Annotated in this window: 19 protein-coding genes; 10 read left to right on the top strand and 9 right to left on the bottom strand. The window is 43.8% G+C overall.

Annotated features, from left to right (window positions below):
* Positions 1-30: 30 nt before the first annotated feature.
* Positions 31-1,203, bottom strand: a complete 1,173-nt coding sequence (locus tag ACO1B7_RS01525; RefSeq protein ID WP_423089715.1) for an isovaleryl-CoA dehydrogenase — start codon at positions 1,201-1,203, stop codon at positions 31-33.
* Positions 1,204-1,351: 148 nt separating this feature from the next.
* Here ACO1B7_RS01525 and ACO1B7_RS01520 point away from each other — a divergent pair, with 148 nt between their 5' ends.
* The 5 genes from ACO1B7_RS01520 (at position 1,352) to ACO1B7_RS01500 (ending at position 6,472) form a co-directional block, all read left to right on the top strand.
* Entirely contained in the window at positions 1,352-1,987 is a 636-nt protein-coding gene (locus ACO1B7_RS01520; RefSeq protein WP_005251442.1) for a TetR/AcrR family transcriptional regulator, read from the top strand.
* Between the two features lie 98 nt (positions 1,988-2,085).
* Complete coding sequence (locus ACO1B7_RS01515) at positions 2,086-3,774, top strand: AMP-binding protein (RefSeq protein WP_423089714.1); 1,689 nt, start codon at positions 2,086-2,088, stop codon at positions 3,772-3,774.
* Positions 3,775-4,083: 309 nt separating this feature from the next.
* Positions 4,084-4,752: a class I SAM-dependent methyltransferase gene (locus ACO1B7_RS01510; protein WP_423089713.1), complete on the top strand. Its 669-nt coding sequence runs from the start codon at positions 4,084-4,086 to the stop codon at positions 4,750-4,752.
* A 62-nt stretch (positions 4,753-4,814) separates the two neighbouring features.
* Positions 4,815-5,612, top strand: a complete 798-nt coding sequence (locus ACO1B7_RS01505; RefSeq protein ID WP_423089712.1) for a thioesterase family protein — start codon at positions 4,815-4,817, stop codon at positions 5,610-5,612.
* A gap of 83 nt (positions 5,613-5,695) precedes the next feature.
* Entirely contained in the window at positions 5,696-6,472 is a 777-nt protein-coding gene (locus ACO1B7_RS01500) for a Rossmann-like and DUF2520 domain-containing protein (RefSeq protein WP_423090299.1), read from the top strand.
* Positions 6,473-6,564: 92 nt separating this feature from the next.
* On the opposite strand, the gene trmB is transcribed toward ACO1B7_RS01500, so the two are convergent.
* Positions 6,565-7,281: a tRNA (guanosine(46)-N7)-methyltransferase TrmB gene (gene trmB / locus ACO1B7_RS01495; protein WP_423089711.1), complete on the bottom strand. Its 717-nt coding sequence runs from the start codon at positions 7,279-7,281 to the stop codon at positions 6,565-6,567.
* A 151-nt stretch (positions 7,282-7,432) separates the two neighbouring features.
* Positions 7,433-8,878, bottom strand: coding sequence for a SulP family inorganic anion transporter (locus ACO1B7_RS01490; RefSeq protein WP_423089710.1), 1,446 nt, complete (start codon positions 8,876-8,878; stop codon positions 7,433-7,435).
* Between the two features lie 217 nt (positions 8,879-9,095).
* Between ACO1B7_RS01490 and ACO1B7_RS01485 the strand changes: the two genes are divergently transcribed.
* Entirely contained in the window at positions 9,096-9,707 is a 612-nt protein-coding gene (locus ACO1B7_RS01485) for a glutathione binding-like protein (RefSeq protein WP_423089709.1), read from the top strand.
* Between the two features lie 54 nt (positions 9,708-9,761).
* Here the strand turns inward: ACO1B7_RS01485 and ACO1B7_RS01480 are convergent, their stop codons facing one another.
* The 5 genes from ACO1B7_RS01480 to ACO1B7_RS01460 form a co-directional block, all read right to left on the bottom strand.
* Complete coding sequence (locus ACO1B7_RS01480; RefSeq protein WP_004646601.1) at positions 9,762-10,544, bottom strand: thiazole synthase; 783 nt, start codon at positions 10,542-10,544, stop codon at positions 9,762-9,764.
* 14 nt (positions 10,545-10,558) lie between these two features.
* Positions 10,559-10,756 (bottom strand): sulfur carrier protein ThiS, encoded by a 198-nt coding sequence (gene thiS, locus ACO1B7_RS01475; protein ID WP_004280105.1) that lies wholly within the window; start codon positions 10,754-10,756, stop codon positions 10,559-10,561.
* Positions 10,757-10,791: 35 nt separating this feature from the next.
* Entirely contained in the window at positions 10,792-11,157 is a 366-nt protein-coding gene (locus ACO1B7_RS01470; protein WP_004280103.1) for a DUF423 domain-containing protein, read from the bottom strand.
* A 119-nt stretch (positions 11,158-11,276) separates the two neighbouring features.
* A complete protein-coding gene (gene rpoH, locus ACO1B7_RS01465; protein WP_004280101.1) occupies positions 11,277-12,146 on the bottom strand; it encodes an RNA polymerase sigma factor RpoH in 870 nt (289 codons plus the stop codon).
* Between the two features lie 136 nt (positions 12,147-12,282).
* Positions 12,283-12,516 carry a sulfurtransferase TusA family protein gene (locus ACO1B7_RS01460; RefSeq protein ID WP_004280100.1) on the bottom strand — a complete coding sequence of 78 codons (234 nt, stop codon included), beginning with the start codon at positions 12,514-12,516 and terminating at the stop codon, positions 12,283-12,285.
* A gap of 382 nt (positions 12,517-12,898) precedes the next feature.
* On the opposite strand from ACO1B7_RS01460, the gene ACO1B7_RS01455 reads away from it, so the two are divergent.
* Both ACO1B7_RS01455 and rhlB read left to right on the top strand, forming a co-directional pair.
* A complete protein-coding gene (locus tag ACO1B7_RS01455; RefSeq protein ID WP_004280099.1) occupies positions 12,899-13,114 on the top strand; it encodes a cold-shock protein in 216 nt (71 codons plus the stop codon).
* A 101-nt stretch (positions 13,115-13,215) separates the two neighbouring features.
* Complete coding sequence (rhlB, locus tag ACO1B7_RS01450; protein ID WP_004280098.1) at positions 13,216-14,367, top strand: ATP-dependent RNA helicase RhlB; 1,152 nt, start codon at positions 13,216-13,218, stop codon at positions 14,365-14,367.
* Between the two features lie 60 nt (positions 14,368-14,427).
* Here the strand turns inward: rhlB and ACO1B7_RS01445 are convergent, their stop codons facing one another.
* Entirely contained in the window at positions 14,428-14,808 is a 381-nt protein-coding gene (locus tag ACO1B7_RS01445) for a hypothetical protein (protein WP_423089708.1), read from the bottom strand.
* A gap of 259 nt (positions 14,809-15,067) precedes the next feature.
* Between ACO1B7_RS01445 and ACO1B7_RS01440 the strand changes: the two genes are divergently transcribed.
* Both ACO1B7_RS01440 and ACO1B7_RS01435 read left to right on the top strand, forming a co-directional pair.
* Positions 15,068-15,649 carry a nitroreductase family protein gene (locus ACO1B7_RS01440; protein ID WP_044112675.1) on the top strand — a complete coding sequence of 194 codons (582 nt, stop codon included), beginning with the start codon at positions 15,068-15,070 and terminating at the stop codon, positions 15,647-15,649.
* Between the two features lie 33 nt (positions 15,650-15,682).
* Positions 15,683-16,756 (top strand): NAD(P)H-dependent glycerol-3-phosphate dehydrogenase, encoded by a 1,074-nt coding sequence (locus tag ACO1B7_RS01435; RefSeq protein WP_114541765.1) that lies wholly within the window; start codon positions 15,683-15,685, stop codon positions 16,754-16,756.
* The last annotated feature ends 17 nt before the right edge of the window (positions 16,757-16,773 follow it).

Genomic DNA, 16,773 nt, shown 5'->3' with positions numbered 1-16,773 from the left:
ACATCCTTGTTTTATTCTAAGTGTTAAGGTTTAGGCTGTTTCGTTGAAAAGTTCACGGCCAATCAGCATGCGGCGGATTTCTGAAGTACCGGCGCCAATTTCATACAGTTTGGCATCACGCCATAAACGGCCGGCAGCAAATTCGTTGATATAACCGTTACCACCTAAAGTCTGAATGGTTTCTCCTGCTATCCAGGTCGCTTTTTCAGCAGCATATAAAATGGCACTGGCAGCATCTTTACGCAGGCTACGGCTATGCTCAGCTTTGTCACATTCAGCACCGACCGCATAAACCAGTGCCTTACAGGCTAGCCAGGTCGAATACATGTCGGCAATTTTGCCTTGCATTAACTGGAATTCGCCCAGCGCCTGACCAAACTGTTTACGGTCATGAATATATGGAATCACGGTATCCATACAGGCATCCATAATCCCCAGTGGGCCAGCACTGAGGACCGCACGTTCGTAGTCCAGACCACTCATCAGCACTTTAGTCCCATTGCCGACACCGCCAAGCACGTTTTCTTTCGGAACTTCGACATTGTCAAAAAATAGGGGATAAGTATTGGAACCACGCATGCCCAGTTTGTCCAAATGTGTGCCATGACTGAAACCTGGCATATTTTTTTCAACCAGAAAGGCGGTCATACCTTTGGCACCTGCTTGTAAATCGGTTTTGGCATAGACGACAAGTACATCGGCATCACCACCATTAGTAATCCACATCTTGGAACCGTTGAGTAGATAATGATCGCCTTTATCTTCAGCTTTCAGTTTCATGCTGACTACATCTGATCCGGCATTTGGCTCAGACATTGCTAATGCACCGACATATTCGCCAGAAATCAGTTTTGGCAGGTAACGCTGCTTCTGTTCTTCATTACCATTTCGCTTAATTTGGTTTACACATAGGTTAGAATGGGCACCATAGGACAAACCAATGGATGCTGAAGCACGGGAAATTTCTTGCATGGCAATAATATGGGCCAGATACCCCAGATTGGTACCGCCATATTCCTCACTGACCGTTAAACCAAGTAGACCCATATCACCAAATTTTTTCCAGAGGTGAGCCGGGAATTCATTGTCACGGTCAACTTGCTGGGCAATTGGGGCAATTTCCTTGGCGCAAAATGCGGCCACTGAATCACGAAGCGCAATAAGAGTTTCATCCAAACCGAAATCCAAGCTTTGTAAATTCATTCTTCATCCATCCTGAGGTTATATTTGTTGTGTCCAAAAAAGCATTGTTGTTGTGCTTGTGGTTTTAACATACAACGAAAAAATAAAAAAGTGAATCTATATTCACAAAATGATTTACAATTCATTTTATCTTGTTGAGATTAATTTTATGAGTTATAAAAGATCATCATTGATGCAGGAACGAATGGAACAAAATCGCCTGTCGATTTTGGAATCTGCTCGTGAACTGATTATTCAAGGGGGCTTGAAGGAGGCATCGATTCAGGCGATTGCAGAACGCGCAGGCGTTTCTACAGGGCTGGTCTATCGATATTTCGAAAGCAAAAGCCAGATTTTAATTGAGGTTTTGTCGGCCGCGATTCAGCATGAAGTCGGAATTCTGAACCATATTGCCGAGTCAGATTTATCGCCAAAACTGAAATTGCAAAAATCTGTTACAACTTTTGTCAAGCGTGCCATGAATAGCCCCCAATTGGCGTATTCACTGATGTTCGAACCGGTCGATCCGGAAATGGAACATGAGCGTTTTCGCAGTAAGCAGCTGCTCAAGCAGAGCATTAAGGAAATTCTGGCCGAAGGAAAGGTCAATGGAGAATTCGAATTTGAAGATTTGAATACGGCAGCATTAGGTGTGGTTGGTGCCATGACCTTTGTCGTGATTGAACCTTTAAATCCGTCCCGAAATGTCATGTTTGATCAGAAGTATAAGGATCACTTTGTCAAACAGATTGCCGATTTTTGTGTCAACGCAGTACGTGGGCAGGAGGAAAATTTACAAGCATAAACACACAAAAAACCGGTACACAGACAAGGTCGTCGTGGTCATAAAACAATTAGTAAAGTTGAAAATCAGAATTACAAAGAATCAAGGAGATCGATTCAATGACACAAGTACGGTTAAGCTATGCCTATGGAACCAGCAGCCAGCCTTTATTGGGCATGACGATTGGTGAAAAATTTGATCAGGCTTGCGAGCAGTATGCAGAACGTGATGCAGTGGTGAGCCTGCATCAGGACATACGCCTCAGTTACCGTCAGCTACAGGAGCAAGTCAATGCCTTTGCCTGTCAGCTGCTGAAACTGGGTATGCAAAAAGGTGACCGTCTGGCGATCTGGTCGCCGAACTGTGTGGAATGGACCATTACCCAGTTTGCAGCCTTCAAGGCAGGCATTATTCTGGTGAATTTAAATCCAGCTTATAAAAGCAACGAGCTTGAATATGTGCTGAATAAAGTCTCTTGTAAGGGACTGGTGATTGCAGCGCAGTTTAAGACGACGGACTATCAGGAAATTCTGACTAAAATTGCACCGGAATTGCAGGAAACCGAAGGTAAATTCCTTAATGCAGAGCGACTGCCACATTTAAAGCATGTGATTAAAATTGATGATCAGCAGCATACCGGCATCCACCGTTTTCAGGATTTACTAAGCTCGCCTAGTGCGCAAGAGTTGGAACAACTGCAACAGATCTCCAGTGAATTGCAGTTTGATGAAACGATTAATATCCAGTTTACCTCGGGCACTACGGGCAATCCGAAAGGCACCATGTTGACCCATAATAATATTTTAAATAATGGTTATTTTGTCGGTGAAGCCATTCATTTAGGGCCAGAAGACCGTGTCTGTATTTCAGTGCCTTTATTCCACTGTTTTGGTATGGTGATGGGTAATCTGGCCTGTATTACGCATGGCTCTGCCATGATCTATCCGTCTGCCGTGTTTAATCCGCTGGAAACCTTAAAAGCCATCCAGCAGGAAAGATGTACCGCGGCTTATGGTGTGCCGACTATGTTTATTGCGGTGCTGGAACATGAGCAGTTTGATGAGTTTGACCTGTCCAGTCTGCGTACGGGGATTATGGCGGGTAGTCCATGTCCGCAAGAGATCATGCAGCGTGTGATTGAACGGATGCATATGTCTGAAATCACGATTTGTTATGGCATGACCGAAACTGCGCCAGTGAGTGCACAAAGCTCAACGGCAGATAGTGTCGAGCGACGTGTCAGTACGGTTGGCCGGGTACATCCGCATCTGGAAGTTAAAATTGTCGATGAAAATGGCAAGGTGGTTCCACGTGGTCAATTGGGTGAGCTATGTGTACGTGGCTATTCGGTGATGTTGGGTTATTGGGAAGATCAGGACAAAACCCAGGAAGTGATTGATGCGGCGCGCTGGATGCATACCGGTGATATTGCTGAAATGGATGATGAAGGCTTTGTGAAAATCAAGGGTCGAATCAAGGATGTCGTCATTCGTGGCGGAGAAAACCTGTTCCCGAAAGAAATCGAAGATTTCCTTTATACCCATCCTGCCGTTTCAGATGTACAGGTGATCGGTGTGCCAGACCATAAATATGGTGAGGAACTTTGTGCTTGCATCATCCTGCATGAAAATGATCCGTGTACTGAGGAAACTATCCGTCAGTATTGTAAGGAGCATATTTCTCACAATAAAGTGCCACGTTATGTGCGTTTCTTCCAGGAATTTCCAATGACGGCTTCCGGTAAGGCGCAGAAGTTCAAATTGCGTGAATTTATGCGTGAAGAGCTGAACTTGAAAGAGATTGCTTAAATTGTATTGATGCGATTCTTAAATGGGGCAAAGCAGTATTTAATGCATACATTGCCTCCATTTGTATAAAGGTTTCGATATCAATGTTTAGGCTTTTCTTACTTTTGATAGGCCAAAAGTAAGCAAAATCCCTTTATTTTGCTGAAGGGACTTCCATGTCCCTCAGCAAAATGGCGACATCCATGTCGCCGGGCCTATGATCAAATTTCAAGAAAACAGCAAATAAGATCAAGCTACAAGATTTAAATATTCAATCTATCTAAATACCCGCCTGAGTTTTAGATTCGTGCATAGATTTAGAGTAAAAATATGGCAAAAAACTTTCATAGTGAAGTCGTCGTCGCCAGTTATGACGATCACATCCGTAAACTGATTCCCGGTTATGAACTTGTACATCAGCAGATTGAAGCAATTCTCAGCACTGAACTCCAGGAAACCGCTCATATTTTGGTAGTGGGCTGCGGGACGGGTTATGAACTGTCTTATTTATTGCAGCGTTATCCAGACTGGATCTTTACTGCAATTGATCCATCAGCAGCTATGCTGGAACAGGCCAGTAAAAATCTGAATTCTATAGATCGACAAAGGGTGAAATTCGTCCAAAGTATGATTCAAGATTTGAATCAGCCAGATACGTTTGATGCTGCGTTAGCCATTCTGGTGGCACATTTCATTTCAAATTCCGAAAAAAACGGATTTTTTCAGGCTATCCAGCAGTGTCTTAAAACCAATGGTCTTGCATTGACCTATGACCTGATGCAACCCGAAGATCAGCAAGACATCAAAATTATGCAGAAGCTGGCACAACAGACAGGGTTAAGCGTGGTGCAAAGTAACAAGATGGTTGAACGCTTGGAGCAGGATTTTCACTTGTTATCTGCACAAAATTTTAAAGCGCTTTTAACCAAAGTCGGATTTAAACAGTGCAAGATTTATTGTCAAATCATGAATTATCATGGCTTTTTGATACGAAAATAAAGATCAAAGAACTTTTTGCAAATTCTAAAGTTTAAGAGAATATTCAGGGAAGTATTAAAACAATGTCGGCATATTACAGTTTTATTCAGCGCGAACAGCATCCAGATGGCAGTACTACGGCTTATTACCGTTCAAATATTCATGCACAAGGTGCATGGAATCCGCATGAGCAGCACATGGCACCAGCCACTGGTATTCTATGCGTCGAACTGGAACAGTTTCAGCCACGTGCTGACATGCGTATTGGTCGGGTCGGGCTGGATATTTTTGGCCTGATAGCCTTTGGTGAATTTTCTATTACTACGCGCATGATCCGTCCGGGTAAAACCATCGAGCTGGTTGAAGCTGAAATGTGTGCCAATGGTAAAACCTGTATCGTGGCACGCGCGTGGAGAATGCTGACTTCAGATACCAAGGCCATTGCCGGAGTGGAAGACTTTCCAATCGAAAGTCCAGAATATTTACCGGTTTGGGAGGGTATGCGCTGCTGGCCGGGTGGTTATATCCAGAGTATTGAAACCCGGGCACATGCTGACCATCGTGCAGGCAAGGGGATTGTCTGGCTCAGAAATTCGCTGGACATGGTGGAAAGACAGCCCACTACAGACTTTAGTCGTTTGCTCGGTATGGTCGATACTGCCAATGGCATCGTGCCACGTCAGGACCCGAATTCCGGTTGGGGATTTCCGAATCTGGACCTGCAGATTCATATGCACCGTCTGCCGCAGGGTAAATGGCTGGGACTGGAAGTGGTGCAGCAATATGGTGAAGATGGTATCGGTCTGACTAGCGGGATTCTGCATGATGTTCATGGACCTTTTGGCCGAAGTGAACAGATTCTGACCCTGCGAAAGTTCTAAAGCCTATTCAAAAACATCAAGGCCAATTGCCTCAATCTGTATTTATTGGCATGCTGTGCGCAATGAGTCAGGAACAGCACAAGATGCGGATCAGTATGATTGGGGCAGGGCGAGTGGCATATCATCTTGCCCGTGTATTTTCAGCACAACATGAGATCGTACAGATCTACAGTCGAACCCTAGAAAAATCACAGCAACTGGCTGAGCAATTCAACGCTCAGGCCATCGCTCAGCCTCAACAGCTGGATCATGAGGTGGATCTGGTCATTATCGCGGTCAGTGATCAGTCGATTGCCAGCGTCATTGAACGGATTCATCCGCATCTGCAGCAGAATCTGATCGTACATACCTCTGGCAGTACCCATCTCGATTTACTGAAAAATGTGCATGCGCGTGCAGGCGTATTTTATCCTTTACAGACCTTTAGTCTGGAACGCCAGATTGATTGGCAGCAGACGCCACTATTTATTGAGGCGGAGAATGAACAGGACCAAATCCTGTTATTAGAACTGGCAAATAGCCTAAGCAATCGTGTTTATACTTATAATTCTAGTCAACGTCTCAGTTTGCATCTTGCAGCGGTATTTGCCTGTAACTTTGCCAATTATTGTTATGACATGGGCAAGCAGGTGGTTGATGCACAACAGGTCGATTTTAGTTTGTTGTATCCCTTGATGCTGGAAACTGCCAATAAAGCCACTCAGAATGATCCCAAAAAAATGCAGACCGGCCCAGCGATGCGTGGTGATCAGAATATTTTGAATATGCATCAGCAGATGTTATCCAATATGCAGCGAGAAGATTTGAAAAATGTCTATCAGTTGTTGAGCCAGCAGATTCTCACGCGTCATCAGAAATGAAGAAGCGAATGATTTACCTACGGAGCAGGGTTCAAAGGCAAATTTTTCCCATAAAAAAGCGCTGAATAATCAGCGCTTTTTTGAGTCTTAGATTAAGAAATTTTCTTGAAGATAAAATCATTAATCTTGTGACCGGCTTCGATGCCGCGACGTTCAAACTTGGTTTGCGGACGCCATTCCGGACGAGGGTAGCTGTTGCCTTTGCCCGCCAGATTTTCCAGTCGTGGACGTTCTTCCAATACTTCAATCATCCATTCCGCATACGGTTCCCAGTCCGTTGCAGCATGGAAAGTTCCGCCAAGTTCTAGCTTTTGCTCCACCAGTGGCATACGGTCATGCGAAACAAAACGGCGTTTAAAATGACGCTTTTTCTGCCATGGATCAGGGAAGTACAATTGCACAGTATTGATACTGTAGTCTGGCATTTCACGTAATACCTGAATTGCATCTGCATCCAGTACACGTAAATTCGTTAGGCCTTCAACACCTGCTTCGTAAATGCATTGCGCAATACCCGGTACATGCACTTCAATCCCGACAAAGTTACGCTCAGGATTGGCTTTGGCCATCAATACCAGTGAACGGCCCATCCCAAAACCGATTTCTACAGTCAAAGGGCGCTCTGGATGTTCAAAGTGCTGACGCAAATCACCCACTGGATATTCCAAAATTAAGTGACCATATTGTTCAAGCGCAGTACGTTGAGAGGTGTTTAACGGCATTGAGCGGCGCATAAACGTCACGATTTCACGGTGCTCGCTTAAGTTTTCCAGCTCCACGACTTGCTGGTCTAATTGATCGTTCGACATAACTTTGGCAAATCTAAAAATTCAGAATGCGGTATTTTAAGTCCTGAGCCGAGCAAGTCAAACTTTTCTCGGTATTTCTCCATAAAAATTGGCGAGATCTTCCAGATAAAATAAAAAAGCCAATTGAGGCTCTTTTATTAATCACCGTTCATCAGCTACTAAACCGGTCAATCAGTGTACTGCTGGCTTCATTTAAACCGATCACTGTTACGTCTATATTTTGGGCTTTAAATTTCTGGATCACATTATTCAACATGTTCACTGAGGTCACATCCCAGATATGCGCGTGGGTTAAATCCAGTTCGACATGCTCAAGCTTTTCCTTAAAATCAAAGAACTGATAGAATTTTTCTGTACTGCTGAAGAATATCTGTCCGGAAATAATATAGCTACGTGAATTGACCGTATTTAAATACGTATAGACATGTATAGTTCTTTCCAGTTTATTAATAAAGAACAGGGCAGAGAGCAATACGCCGACAAATACACCAAGCGCCAGATTATGAGTGGCAAGCACGACAATAATCACGGCAATCATCACGGTATTAAATTCTAGCGGATGTTTGCTGAATTGCTTGATTGCTCCCCATTGAAAGGTGGTAAATGCCACCATAATCATGATCGCAACCAGAGCTGCCATTGGGATATAAGCCAGCCAGTCTTTCAAAAAAACCACGAGACACAGCAGAAACACGCCAGCGACCAGAGTCGATAAACGGGTACGTGCCCCTGAAGACACATTGATAATTGACTGGCCGATCATGGCACAACCGGCCATCCCGCCCATAAAGCCGCTGACAATATTGGCCATACCCTGACCACGACATTCCTGATGACGGTCACCTTCAGTTCCGGTCACTTCATCAATGACCGTAGTGGTCATCATGCTTTCCAGCAAACCGACAGTCGCCAAGGTAAAGGAATAAGGCAGGATAATTTGCAAGGTTTCCAGATTGAGTGGAATCTCGGGAAGCAGGAATACTGGCAAAGTATCCGGGAATTGTCCAAGATCGCTCACGGTACGCATATCTGCACTTAACAACAGCGCCAACCCGCTTAATACGATAATACAGATTAAAGGTGAGGGAATGGCTTTGCCAATTTTCGGGATATACGGAAACAGATAAATAATTGCCAGACCAATCGCAATAAACAGATAACCGGTGCTATCCATCCGGTTAATTTCCGGGATTTGTGCCACAAATATCAGGATCGCCAAGGCATTCAAAAATCCGTATACCACCGCCTGCGATACAAAGCGCATTAATTTAGCGACTTTAAAATAACCCGCAATGACCTGAATGATGCCGGTCAGAATTGTGGCAGCCAACAGATATTGCAAACCATGTTCTTTTACCAAGGTAATCATCAAAAGTGCCATTGCGCCTGTAGCCGCAGAGATCATGGCAGGACGGCCACCAAAAAAGGCAATGGATACTGCAATGCAGAAAGAGGCATATAAACCGACTTGCGGATCGACACCGGCAATGGCAGAGAAGGCAATTGATTCAGGAATCAGGGCAAGTCCCACCACCAGACCTGCCAATACATCTGTGCGGATATTGGAAAACCATTCTTCTTTTTTCAGGCTAATCACGAAATATCATCTAAATTTGGAAAACCTGTGTATGTTAAACAGATAGAGATAAAAATCTACACAAGATTGACTTGCAAAAGCCCGGAATATCCTGAATATTGAATGAGTAACTGCCCTGAGGTGACAGTTACGCTTTTTTGCAATTTACAGGTTTGATCACTTGAAAGTTTGTCAGAAGCGATTTAAAACATTGAGAAGTGTATAACAAGGATCAGAAATGAAGCTTTACTATTCACCAGGTGCCTGCTCACTGGCAGCACATATTATTTTAAATGAAATTAATGTTGATTTTGATTTGGAACGTGTTGATTTAAAAACACATAAAACAGAAAAAGGTACGGATTATTACGAAGTTAATCCTAAAGGCTATGTACCAGCTTTAGAAATTAACCCTGGTCTGATCCTGACAGAAAATGTTGCAATTCTACCGTTTCTTGCTCAACACGATCCAAAACAAGATCTGATTCCACCATCGGGCATGGGACGTGCCAAAGTGCTGGAATGGTTAGGTTATCTGAACTCTGAACTACATGATGCCTATGCGGTGTTCTTCGGTGGCAAGTTATCCGAAGATGAAAAGAAAAAAGCCTATGCAGAGGTTGATCGTCTATTGAGTTATATCGATAAAGCGATTGGTGAATCGGACAATGATTATCTGGTGGATGATAACTTTGGCCCTGCAGATGCGTATCTGTTTGTCTTGACCAACTGGTCGAACCAGATTGAGCATGATCTGAGTCCATATAAAAATATTATCCATATCCGTAATAAAGTCGCAGAACGTCAGTCTGTACAGATTGCCATGCGTGATGAAGGTCTGATTCCTTAATTACTGGAAAAAATAAAGGACTCAATTGAGTCCTTTATTTATGTTGATGAAAATTTATTTAAAGAAATAGCCGGTTTCCGGCGAGCTGGCATTGGCCATACGCTTACGCGGCATACGGCCTGCAAGAAAAGCTTCTCGGCCTGCTTCAACGGCTTTTTTCATCGCAGAGGCCATCAATACAGGGTTTTGTGCAGCTGCAATCGCCGTATTCATGAGTACACCATCACAACCCAGTTCCATCGCAATCGCAGCATCACTGGCTGTACCGACACCGGCATCGACCAGAACCGGGACTTTGGCATTTTCCTTGATGATTGACAGGGTGTGTGGATTCAGAATGCCCAGACCAGAACCAATCAGGCTACCCAATGGCATAATCGCGACACAGCCCATGCTTTCCAGCTCTTGCGCCACGATCGGATCATCCGAGGTATAAACCATGATCTCAAAGCCATCGTCAATCAAGGTGCGAGCGGCTTTCAATGTTTCAGTCACGTTTGGATAAAGCGTTTTTTCATCACCTAAAACTTCAAGTTTGACCAGATTGTGGCCATCGAGCAACTCACGCGCCAGCATACAGGTGCGGACGGCACTATTGGCATCGAAGCAACCTGCAGTATTCGGCAAAATGGTATATTTTTCCGGAGGAATCACTGATAGCAGATTCGGCTGGTCAGGATCTTGGCCAATATTGACCCGGCGAATAGCGACAGTGACAATCTCTGCACCACTGGTTTCAATGGCCTGCTGAGTTTCATTTAAATCTTTGTATTTGCCCGTGCCTACCAAAAGGCGTGACTGGAATTGGCGTGAACCAATCTGTAATAAATCTTGCATAATTGTCCCGAGTATTAGCCGCCACCGACCGCGTGAATAATTTCTATTTTGTCTGTATCGCAAATTGGCGTATCGCCCAATCTGCTTTTAGGAATAATCATTTCATTGACTTCAACTGCAAAACGCTTACCCTCAAGCGCCATACTCTGAATCAGTTCCAGCAGATTCTTGCAGTGAGTTTCCTGTTGTTCGCCATTGATGTAAATCATCATTCTAGCAACCCTCCATGATTAAGTGTTGTTCAAACTTATCTGGCGTATTTTAAAGCATTCCAGGCCAGAATTAACCATCCGGCAATCATTAAAGCCCCGCCGATGGGCGTAATAGCACCTAAACCGCGGGGTAATCCTAAGGCCATGATATACAGTGAGCCAGAAAACAGTAAAATGCCGACCTGAATCAGACCGAAGCTCCATTGAATGGGCAATGCAGGGATGACTTTCGCCAGTAAAGAAAGAATCAGTAGTCCTAAGGCATGATAGAAAAAATAATCCGTTGCCGTTTGCCACCAGCCGAGCTGTGCTTCAGTCGCCCGCGCTTTTAAACCATGTGCACCAAAAGCACCGAGCATGACTGCAAGTGCCAAATTAAGTGCTGAAATCGCAATCCACATTTGAATTGATCTTCCTGATAAAGTTTGCGCTCAACCTTAGCATAAATTCAAAATGCGGACATAAAAAAGCCTTCATCAAAGAAGGCTTTTTCGAGGTAAATCAGTAACAGAATTTGGTGTTAATTGGATGACATCGCCACTTTAATTTTTTCCATGGCATTTTTTTCCAGCTGACGAATACGTTCCGCAGAAACATTATATTCGGCTGCAAGCTCATGCAGGGTCGATTTCTCGTCATCTAGCCAGCGACGCTGCAAGATATTACGTGAACGATCATCTAGCTGATCCATGGCTTCATGCAGGGCAGAGGTGCTTTGCTCCTCATAGTCTTCATTTTCAATCAGACGAGCCGGGTCATAACGATTATCTTCAAGATATAACGCTGGTGCCACATGGGTGGAACCTTCATCATCGTCATCGCTTGATGCATCAAAAGCCGCATCATACGCCGTCAGACGGCCTTCCATTTCCAGTACTTGTTCTGGTGTGACATTTAAATCATTGGCAATAGACTGTGCTTCTGCGAGCGTCAACTTTTTCGATGATTTCTTCAGGCTGCGCAGATTAAAGAACAGTTTACGTTGCGCTTTAGTGGTGGCGATTTTCACAATACGCCAGTTACGGATCACATATTCGTGAATTTCCGCCTTGATCCAGTGCACGGCAAATGACACCAGACGTACGCCCATATTCGGGTCAAAACGTTTTACAGCTTTCATCAGGCCCAGGTTGCCTTCCTGAATCAGGTCGCCTTGTGGCAAACCATAACCTGCATAACTACGCGCAATATGTACTACAAAACGCAAATGCGACATGACCAGCATTTTCGCTGCATCTAAATCTTGGTCATAATAATAGCGTTCAGCCAACTCTTTTTCTTGTTCGGCCGTTAAAATCGGAATCTGATTGACAGTGCTGATATAAGCACCGAGGTTGACACCTGGCGCCGATAATGACAGGGGCATTAACTGATTGCGGCTGTCACTCATGTGTTCTCCTTGAAGTGCGGGATAACCCTAAACTAGGTTTTATCTTAATCCAATCTCTCCGCAAATAATGGATATTTGGGTAGAGAAATGTAAAAAAGTATACGAAAGTGAAGATCAACAGTTTAATTGAAAATTTTTAAGATTCAATTAAGTAGTGAAACTCTGTATCAGAAATTTTTTTAAATTCAAGCTTGAGCTGATGCAGCTGACAATAGCGGCTGACATCTGTCTGGCTATGCGGATCAGATGATTTCAGCAGGAATGTTTTCTGATTTCCGGCCTTTAGTGCGCGCTTTAACATTAATAGCGGCATCGGGCACGGTTTTCCCATAGCGTCTATAAGGCTGAATTGCGCTGGATATTCGGACATTGCGGTTTTATTTAGATAGCAGAAAAGGCTATAAATAGTAGCAAATATGATGCCAGAACCAAACTGGTTTCAGAAAAAGAAGATCTAAATGACTTTATAAAGTCTTTTGACAATTTTCATGAAAAAAATAACTAAATCAAACAGAACATGCTAAAAAAAATCTATTAATTGTGATAAACCCATGTTAAGCTCGTTGCGTATTTGGGACTTTGAATAAACAAAGTGATTGTTTTTCACCCTATTACATAAATGGATGTAACCGGGATTTTGTTGATAGTTTTACAGAATGATTACAAGCTTAAAAATAATATTTTCAAACTTGTTTGCTCTGCTGTTTGCAACACCGGGTGGTCCTTCTTTTAGTTTCAATGAGGATTAACTTATGACAGCTGCTCGCGAACAAGGCGTAGTTAAGTGGTTTAACGATACTAAAGGCTTCGGCTTTATTCAACGTAATGGCGGCGATGACGTATTCGTTCATTTCCGTGCTATCCAAGGTGACGGTCACCGTTCACTTCGTGACGGCCAACGTGTTGAATTCAGTGTTGTTAAAGGCCAAAAAGGCTTTCAAGCTGAAGAAGTTCAACCATTAGACTAATCTTCGGATTAAGCTAAAAAGAAAACGCTCCAATATAACTTGGGGCGTTTTTTGTTTATACTATCCCTATCTTAGTGATTACCCAATTAGAGCACCGCTTTATGTCATCTGGTTTTGAAACCTTAAATTTACATCCCAATCTAAAAAAAGCGATTGATGCTTTAGGCTTTACCACCATGACGCCTATCCAGCAGAAGGTTTTGAAATTCACGCTGGCAGGACATGATGCCATTGGCCGTGCACAGACAGGTACAGGCAAAACTGCTGCCTTTTTAATTAGTATCATGAATGATCTCTTAAATAATCCGATTCAGGAACAACGCTATCGTGGTGAGCCACGTGCGCTGATTTTGGCACCGACCCGTGAACTGGCGTTACAGATCGAAAGCGATGCACAGGATCTGGCGAAATATGCTGGTCTCAATGTGGTGACCTTGCTGGGTGGTGTGGATTTTGACAAGCAAAAGAACCAGCTTAATAAAGCGCCTGTCGATATTATGGTGGCAACACCGGGTCGTCTGATTGATTTTGTAGAACAAAAAGAAGTCTGGCTGGATCAGATTGAATTTTTGGTCATTGATGAAGCTGACCGCCTATTGGATATGGGTTTTATTCCTTCAGTAAAGCGCATTGTACGTTTCTCGCCGCGTAAAGAACAACGTCAGACTCTGATGTTCTCTGCTACTTTTAGTTACGATGTATTGAATCTTGCGCAGCAATGGTTGTTTGAACCGGTCACAGTTGAAATTGAACCGGAAAAGAAAACCAATGCCGATGTCGAGCAGCGGGTTTATATGGTCGCTAAGGCGGACAAATATAAATTGTTGCAAGAAATCCTGCGTGATGAGCCGATTGAAAAAGTCATGATTTTTGCCAACCGTCGTGATCAGGTGCGCAAACTTTATGATCATTTAAAACGTGATGGCTATAAAGTAGTGATGCTGTCTGGCGAGATCGCTCAGGACAAACGTCTGAAAATGCTGGATCAGTTCAAAAATGGTAAACATAACATTATGATTGCAACGGATGTGGCAGGTCGTGGCATTCATGTTGATGGTGTATCGCATGTGGTGAACTTCACCTTGCCGGAACAGTCGGATGATTATGTGCATCGTATTGGCCGTACCGGTCGTGCGGGAACCAGTGGTGTGAGTATCAGTTTCCTTGCAGAAGATGATGCGTTCTATCTGCCAGAAATTGAAAAAGCCATTGGGCAAAAATTGCCTTTGACCCGTCTGGAAGGTTATTGTTAATCCAGATCATAGAAAAACCGCTCTTGAAGAGCGGTTTTTTATTGCGCTGTGGTTTAAGGCTTATTTGGCCTGACAGCGGAATGTAAGCACCGTCTGATAATCATCATTCTGGTTTAAACCAGTATTGGTACCTGCGATATTGCCAAGGACAGTAGCTGCTGCCTGAATCATCTGACCTGTTTGTTCATCGACCACGCCTTTTAAAGCGCCGTTATAAGCTGTCTTTTCATCTACAATAATTGGGGTTGATCGAGAGCCACAGGCTTTATTGGCCGCAGTAATCGCGTTGTTTTTCGAAGTCAGTTGATTTTTACCTAATCCGGTCACTTCATACTGGTTATTTTCCTTTTGCACTGCCAATGCAGTTGGATTTGATGCACAGGCACTAAGCAGTAATGCGGAAATAGCTAATCCGCTGAAAGCGATTGTTTTTTTCATCATGAAATCTCAAGTAAATACGATGCTGAATATTTCAACACAGCAAGCAGCGCAGATTTTGTAGCTGTTGTATAGGTTTGGCAATTTTTGGTATAGCTCTATGTGAGTTAGGTGAAAAATAGAGCAGCACAGGATTGAAAAACCAAGCAACTTTATCTTCAAATTGTGATGAGCGTGCTGAATCGCTATGAAGTTTCTAGCGTATTTTTCTTTGAATATGCTAATCTTGAGTATGGTTTTTTAAGTGTAGATATACAAGGCAATGACGGAATCTGCGATTGACATCGTTCATCAAAATATTCACCAACGGCAATCGATTGGTCATCTGCTGGCACCCGCACCCAATGCAGAACAACTGGAAAGAGCCTTTCAAGCGGCATTAACTGCACCCGATCATCATCGGCTCAAGCCGACCACATTTGTGGTGGTTCCAGATAATCAGCGTGAAGCTTTTGGAGGGTTGCTGTCGCAGGCGCTCGTCGATTTGGGTGAAACTGAAACAGCGCAGATTGAGCGGGTCAAGAATCATCCATTTCGTGCGCCCTTATTGGTACTTGCCTTAACGCGTTTGCAGGATCATCCTAAAGTTCCGCATTTTGAACAAATCCTTAGTTCAGGCGCAGCCATTCAGAATTTTCTGTTGTCACTTCAGGTTCAGGGTTTCTCGACCATGTGGCGTAGCGGTGCTGTAGTCGAGTCTGGCCTGTTTAAGCAGGCATTGGGAATTTCAAAAGATGATCTGGTCTCAGGTATTATTTATATTGGCACTGCAGCAAAAGCAATTCCAGCACGCGCAGAGATTCAAACCGGTGATTTTGTCAGTTATTGGAACCAGAACAGCTAGTTTGCAGGGTATAACAGGATATTAAAAAATAAGATGTCAGAATTAAATTTCTCAAAACTGGTAGAACCGGTTGCAGTTGATCATAAGACAGCTTTAAGAGTCACGGTATTGGGTGGGGGCAGCTTCGGTACTGCAATGGCCAATACTGCAGTGCGTAATGGTTGCAATACCATGATCTGGATTCGTGATGAAGCAGTTGCGGCAGATATTAATGTCACGCATATCAATAAACGCTATTTGCCAGATTTTAAGTTAGAAGAAAATCTGCTGGCGGTGTCAGAACTAGAACAGGCTGTGCGTGATCGAGATATTATTTTAGTCGCTATTCCGAGCCATTCTTTCCGGGATGTCTTGCAGCAAATCAAACCTTTTATTACATCGCAAGCCGTGATCTCGCTGACCAAGGGTATTGAAGCCAAAACCTTTAGTTTCATGAGCGATATTATTCGTGAAGTGTTGCCTGAAGTGCCTTATGGCGTGTTATCAGGACCGAATTTAGCCAAAGAAATTGTGGCAGGACAGCCGGCAGGAACCGTGATTGCCAGCCAGTCCGAGCTGGTGCGTTATGCCGTACAACAAGCCTTACATAGTGCCTTGTTCCGCGTATTCGCCAGTGATGATGTGCATGGGGTAGAACTTGGGGGCGCATTAAAAAATATTTATGCTGTCGCGATGGGTATGGCCGCTGCGTATAACGTGGGTGAAAATACCAAGAGTATGATCCTGACTCGTGCCTTGGCTGAAATGAGCCGTTTTGCAGTAAAACTCGGTGCCAATCCGCTGACCTTTCTTGGGCTTTCAGGTGTGGGTGATTTGTTCGCAACCTGTAGCAGTCCGCTCAGCCGTAATTATCAGGTGGGTTATGCACTTGGCAAAGGTAAAACCTTGGAGCAGGCAACGACTGAATTGGGGCAAACGGCAGAAGGGATTAATACCATTGTGCAGGTCAAGGCACGTTCGGAAGAGCTCGATGTATATATGCCGATTACCTCGGCCTTGTATGATGTGATTTTTGAAGGTGCGCCACCACTCAATATTGCCTTGTCATTGATGAAAAACGGTCATCGAAGTGATGTTGAATTTGTCTTGCCACATCATCAAGTCTGATCTATAACACAGGGACT

This window comes from Acinetobacter lwoffii (assembly GCF_049367455.1).
In the GTDB taxonomy this organism is placed as follows: Bacteria; Pseudomonadota; Gammaproteobacteria; order Pseudomonadales; family Moraxellaceae; genus Acinetobacter; species Acinetobacter lwoffii_W.
Note: the sequence above shows the minus strand (reverse complement) of the source record. Positions and strands in the feature narration are given on the sequence as shown.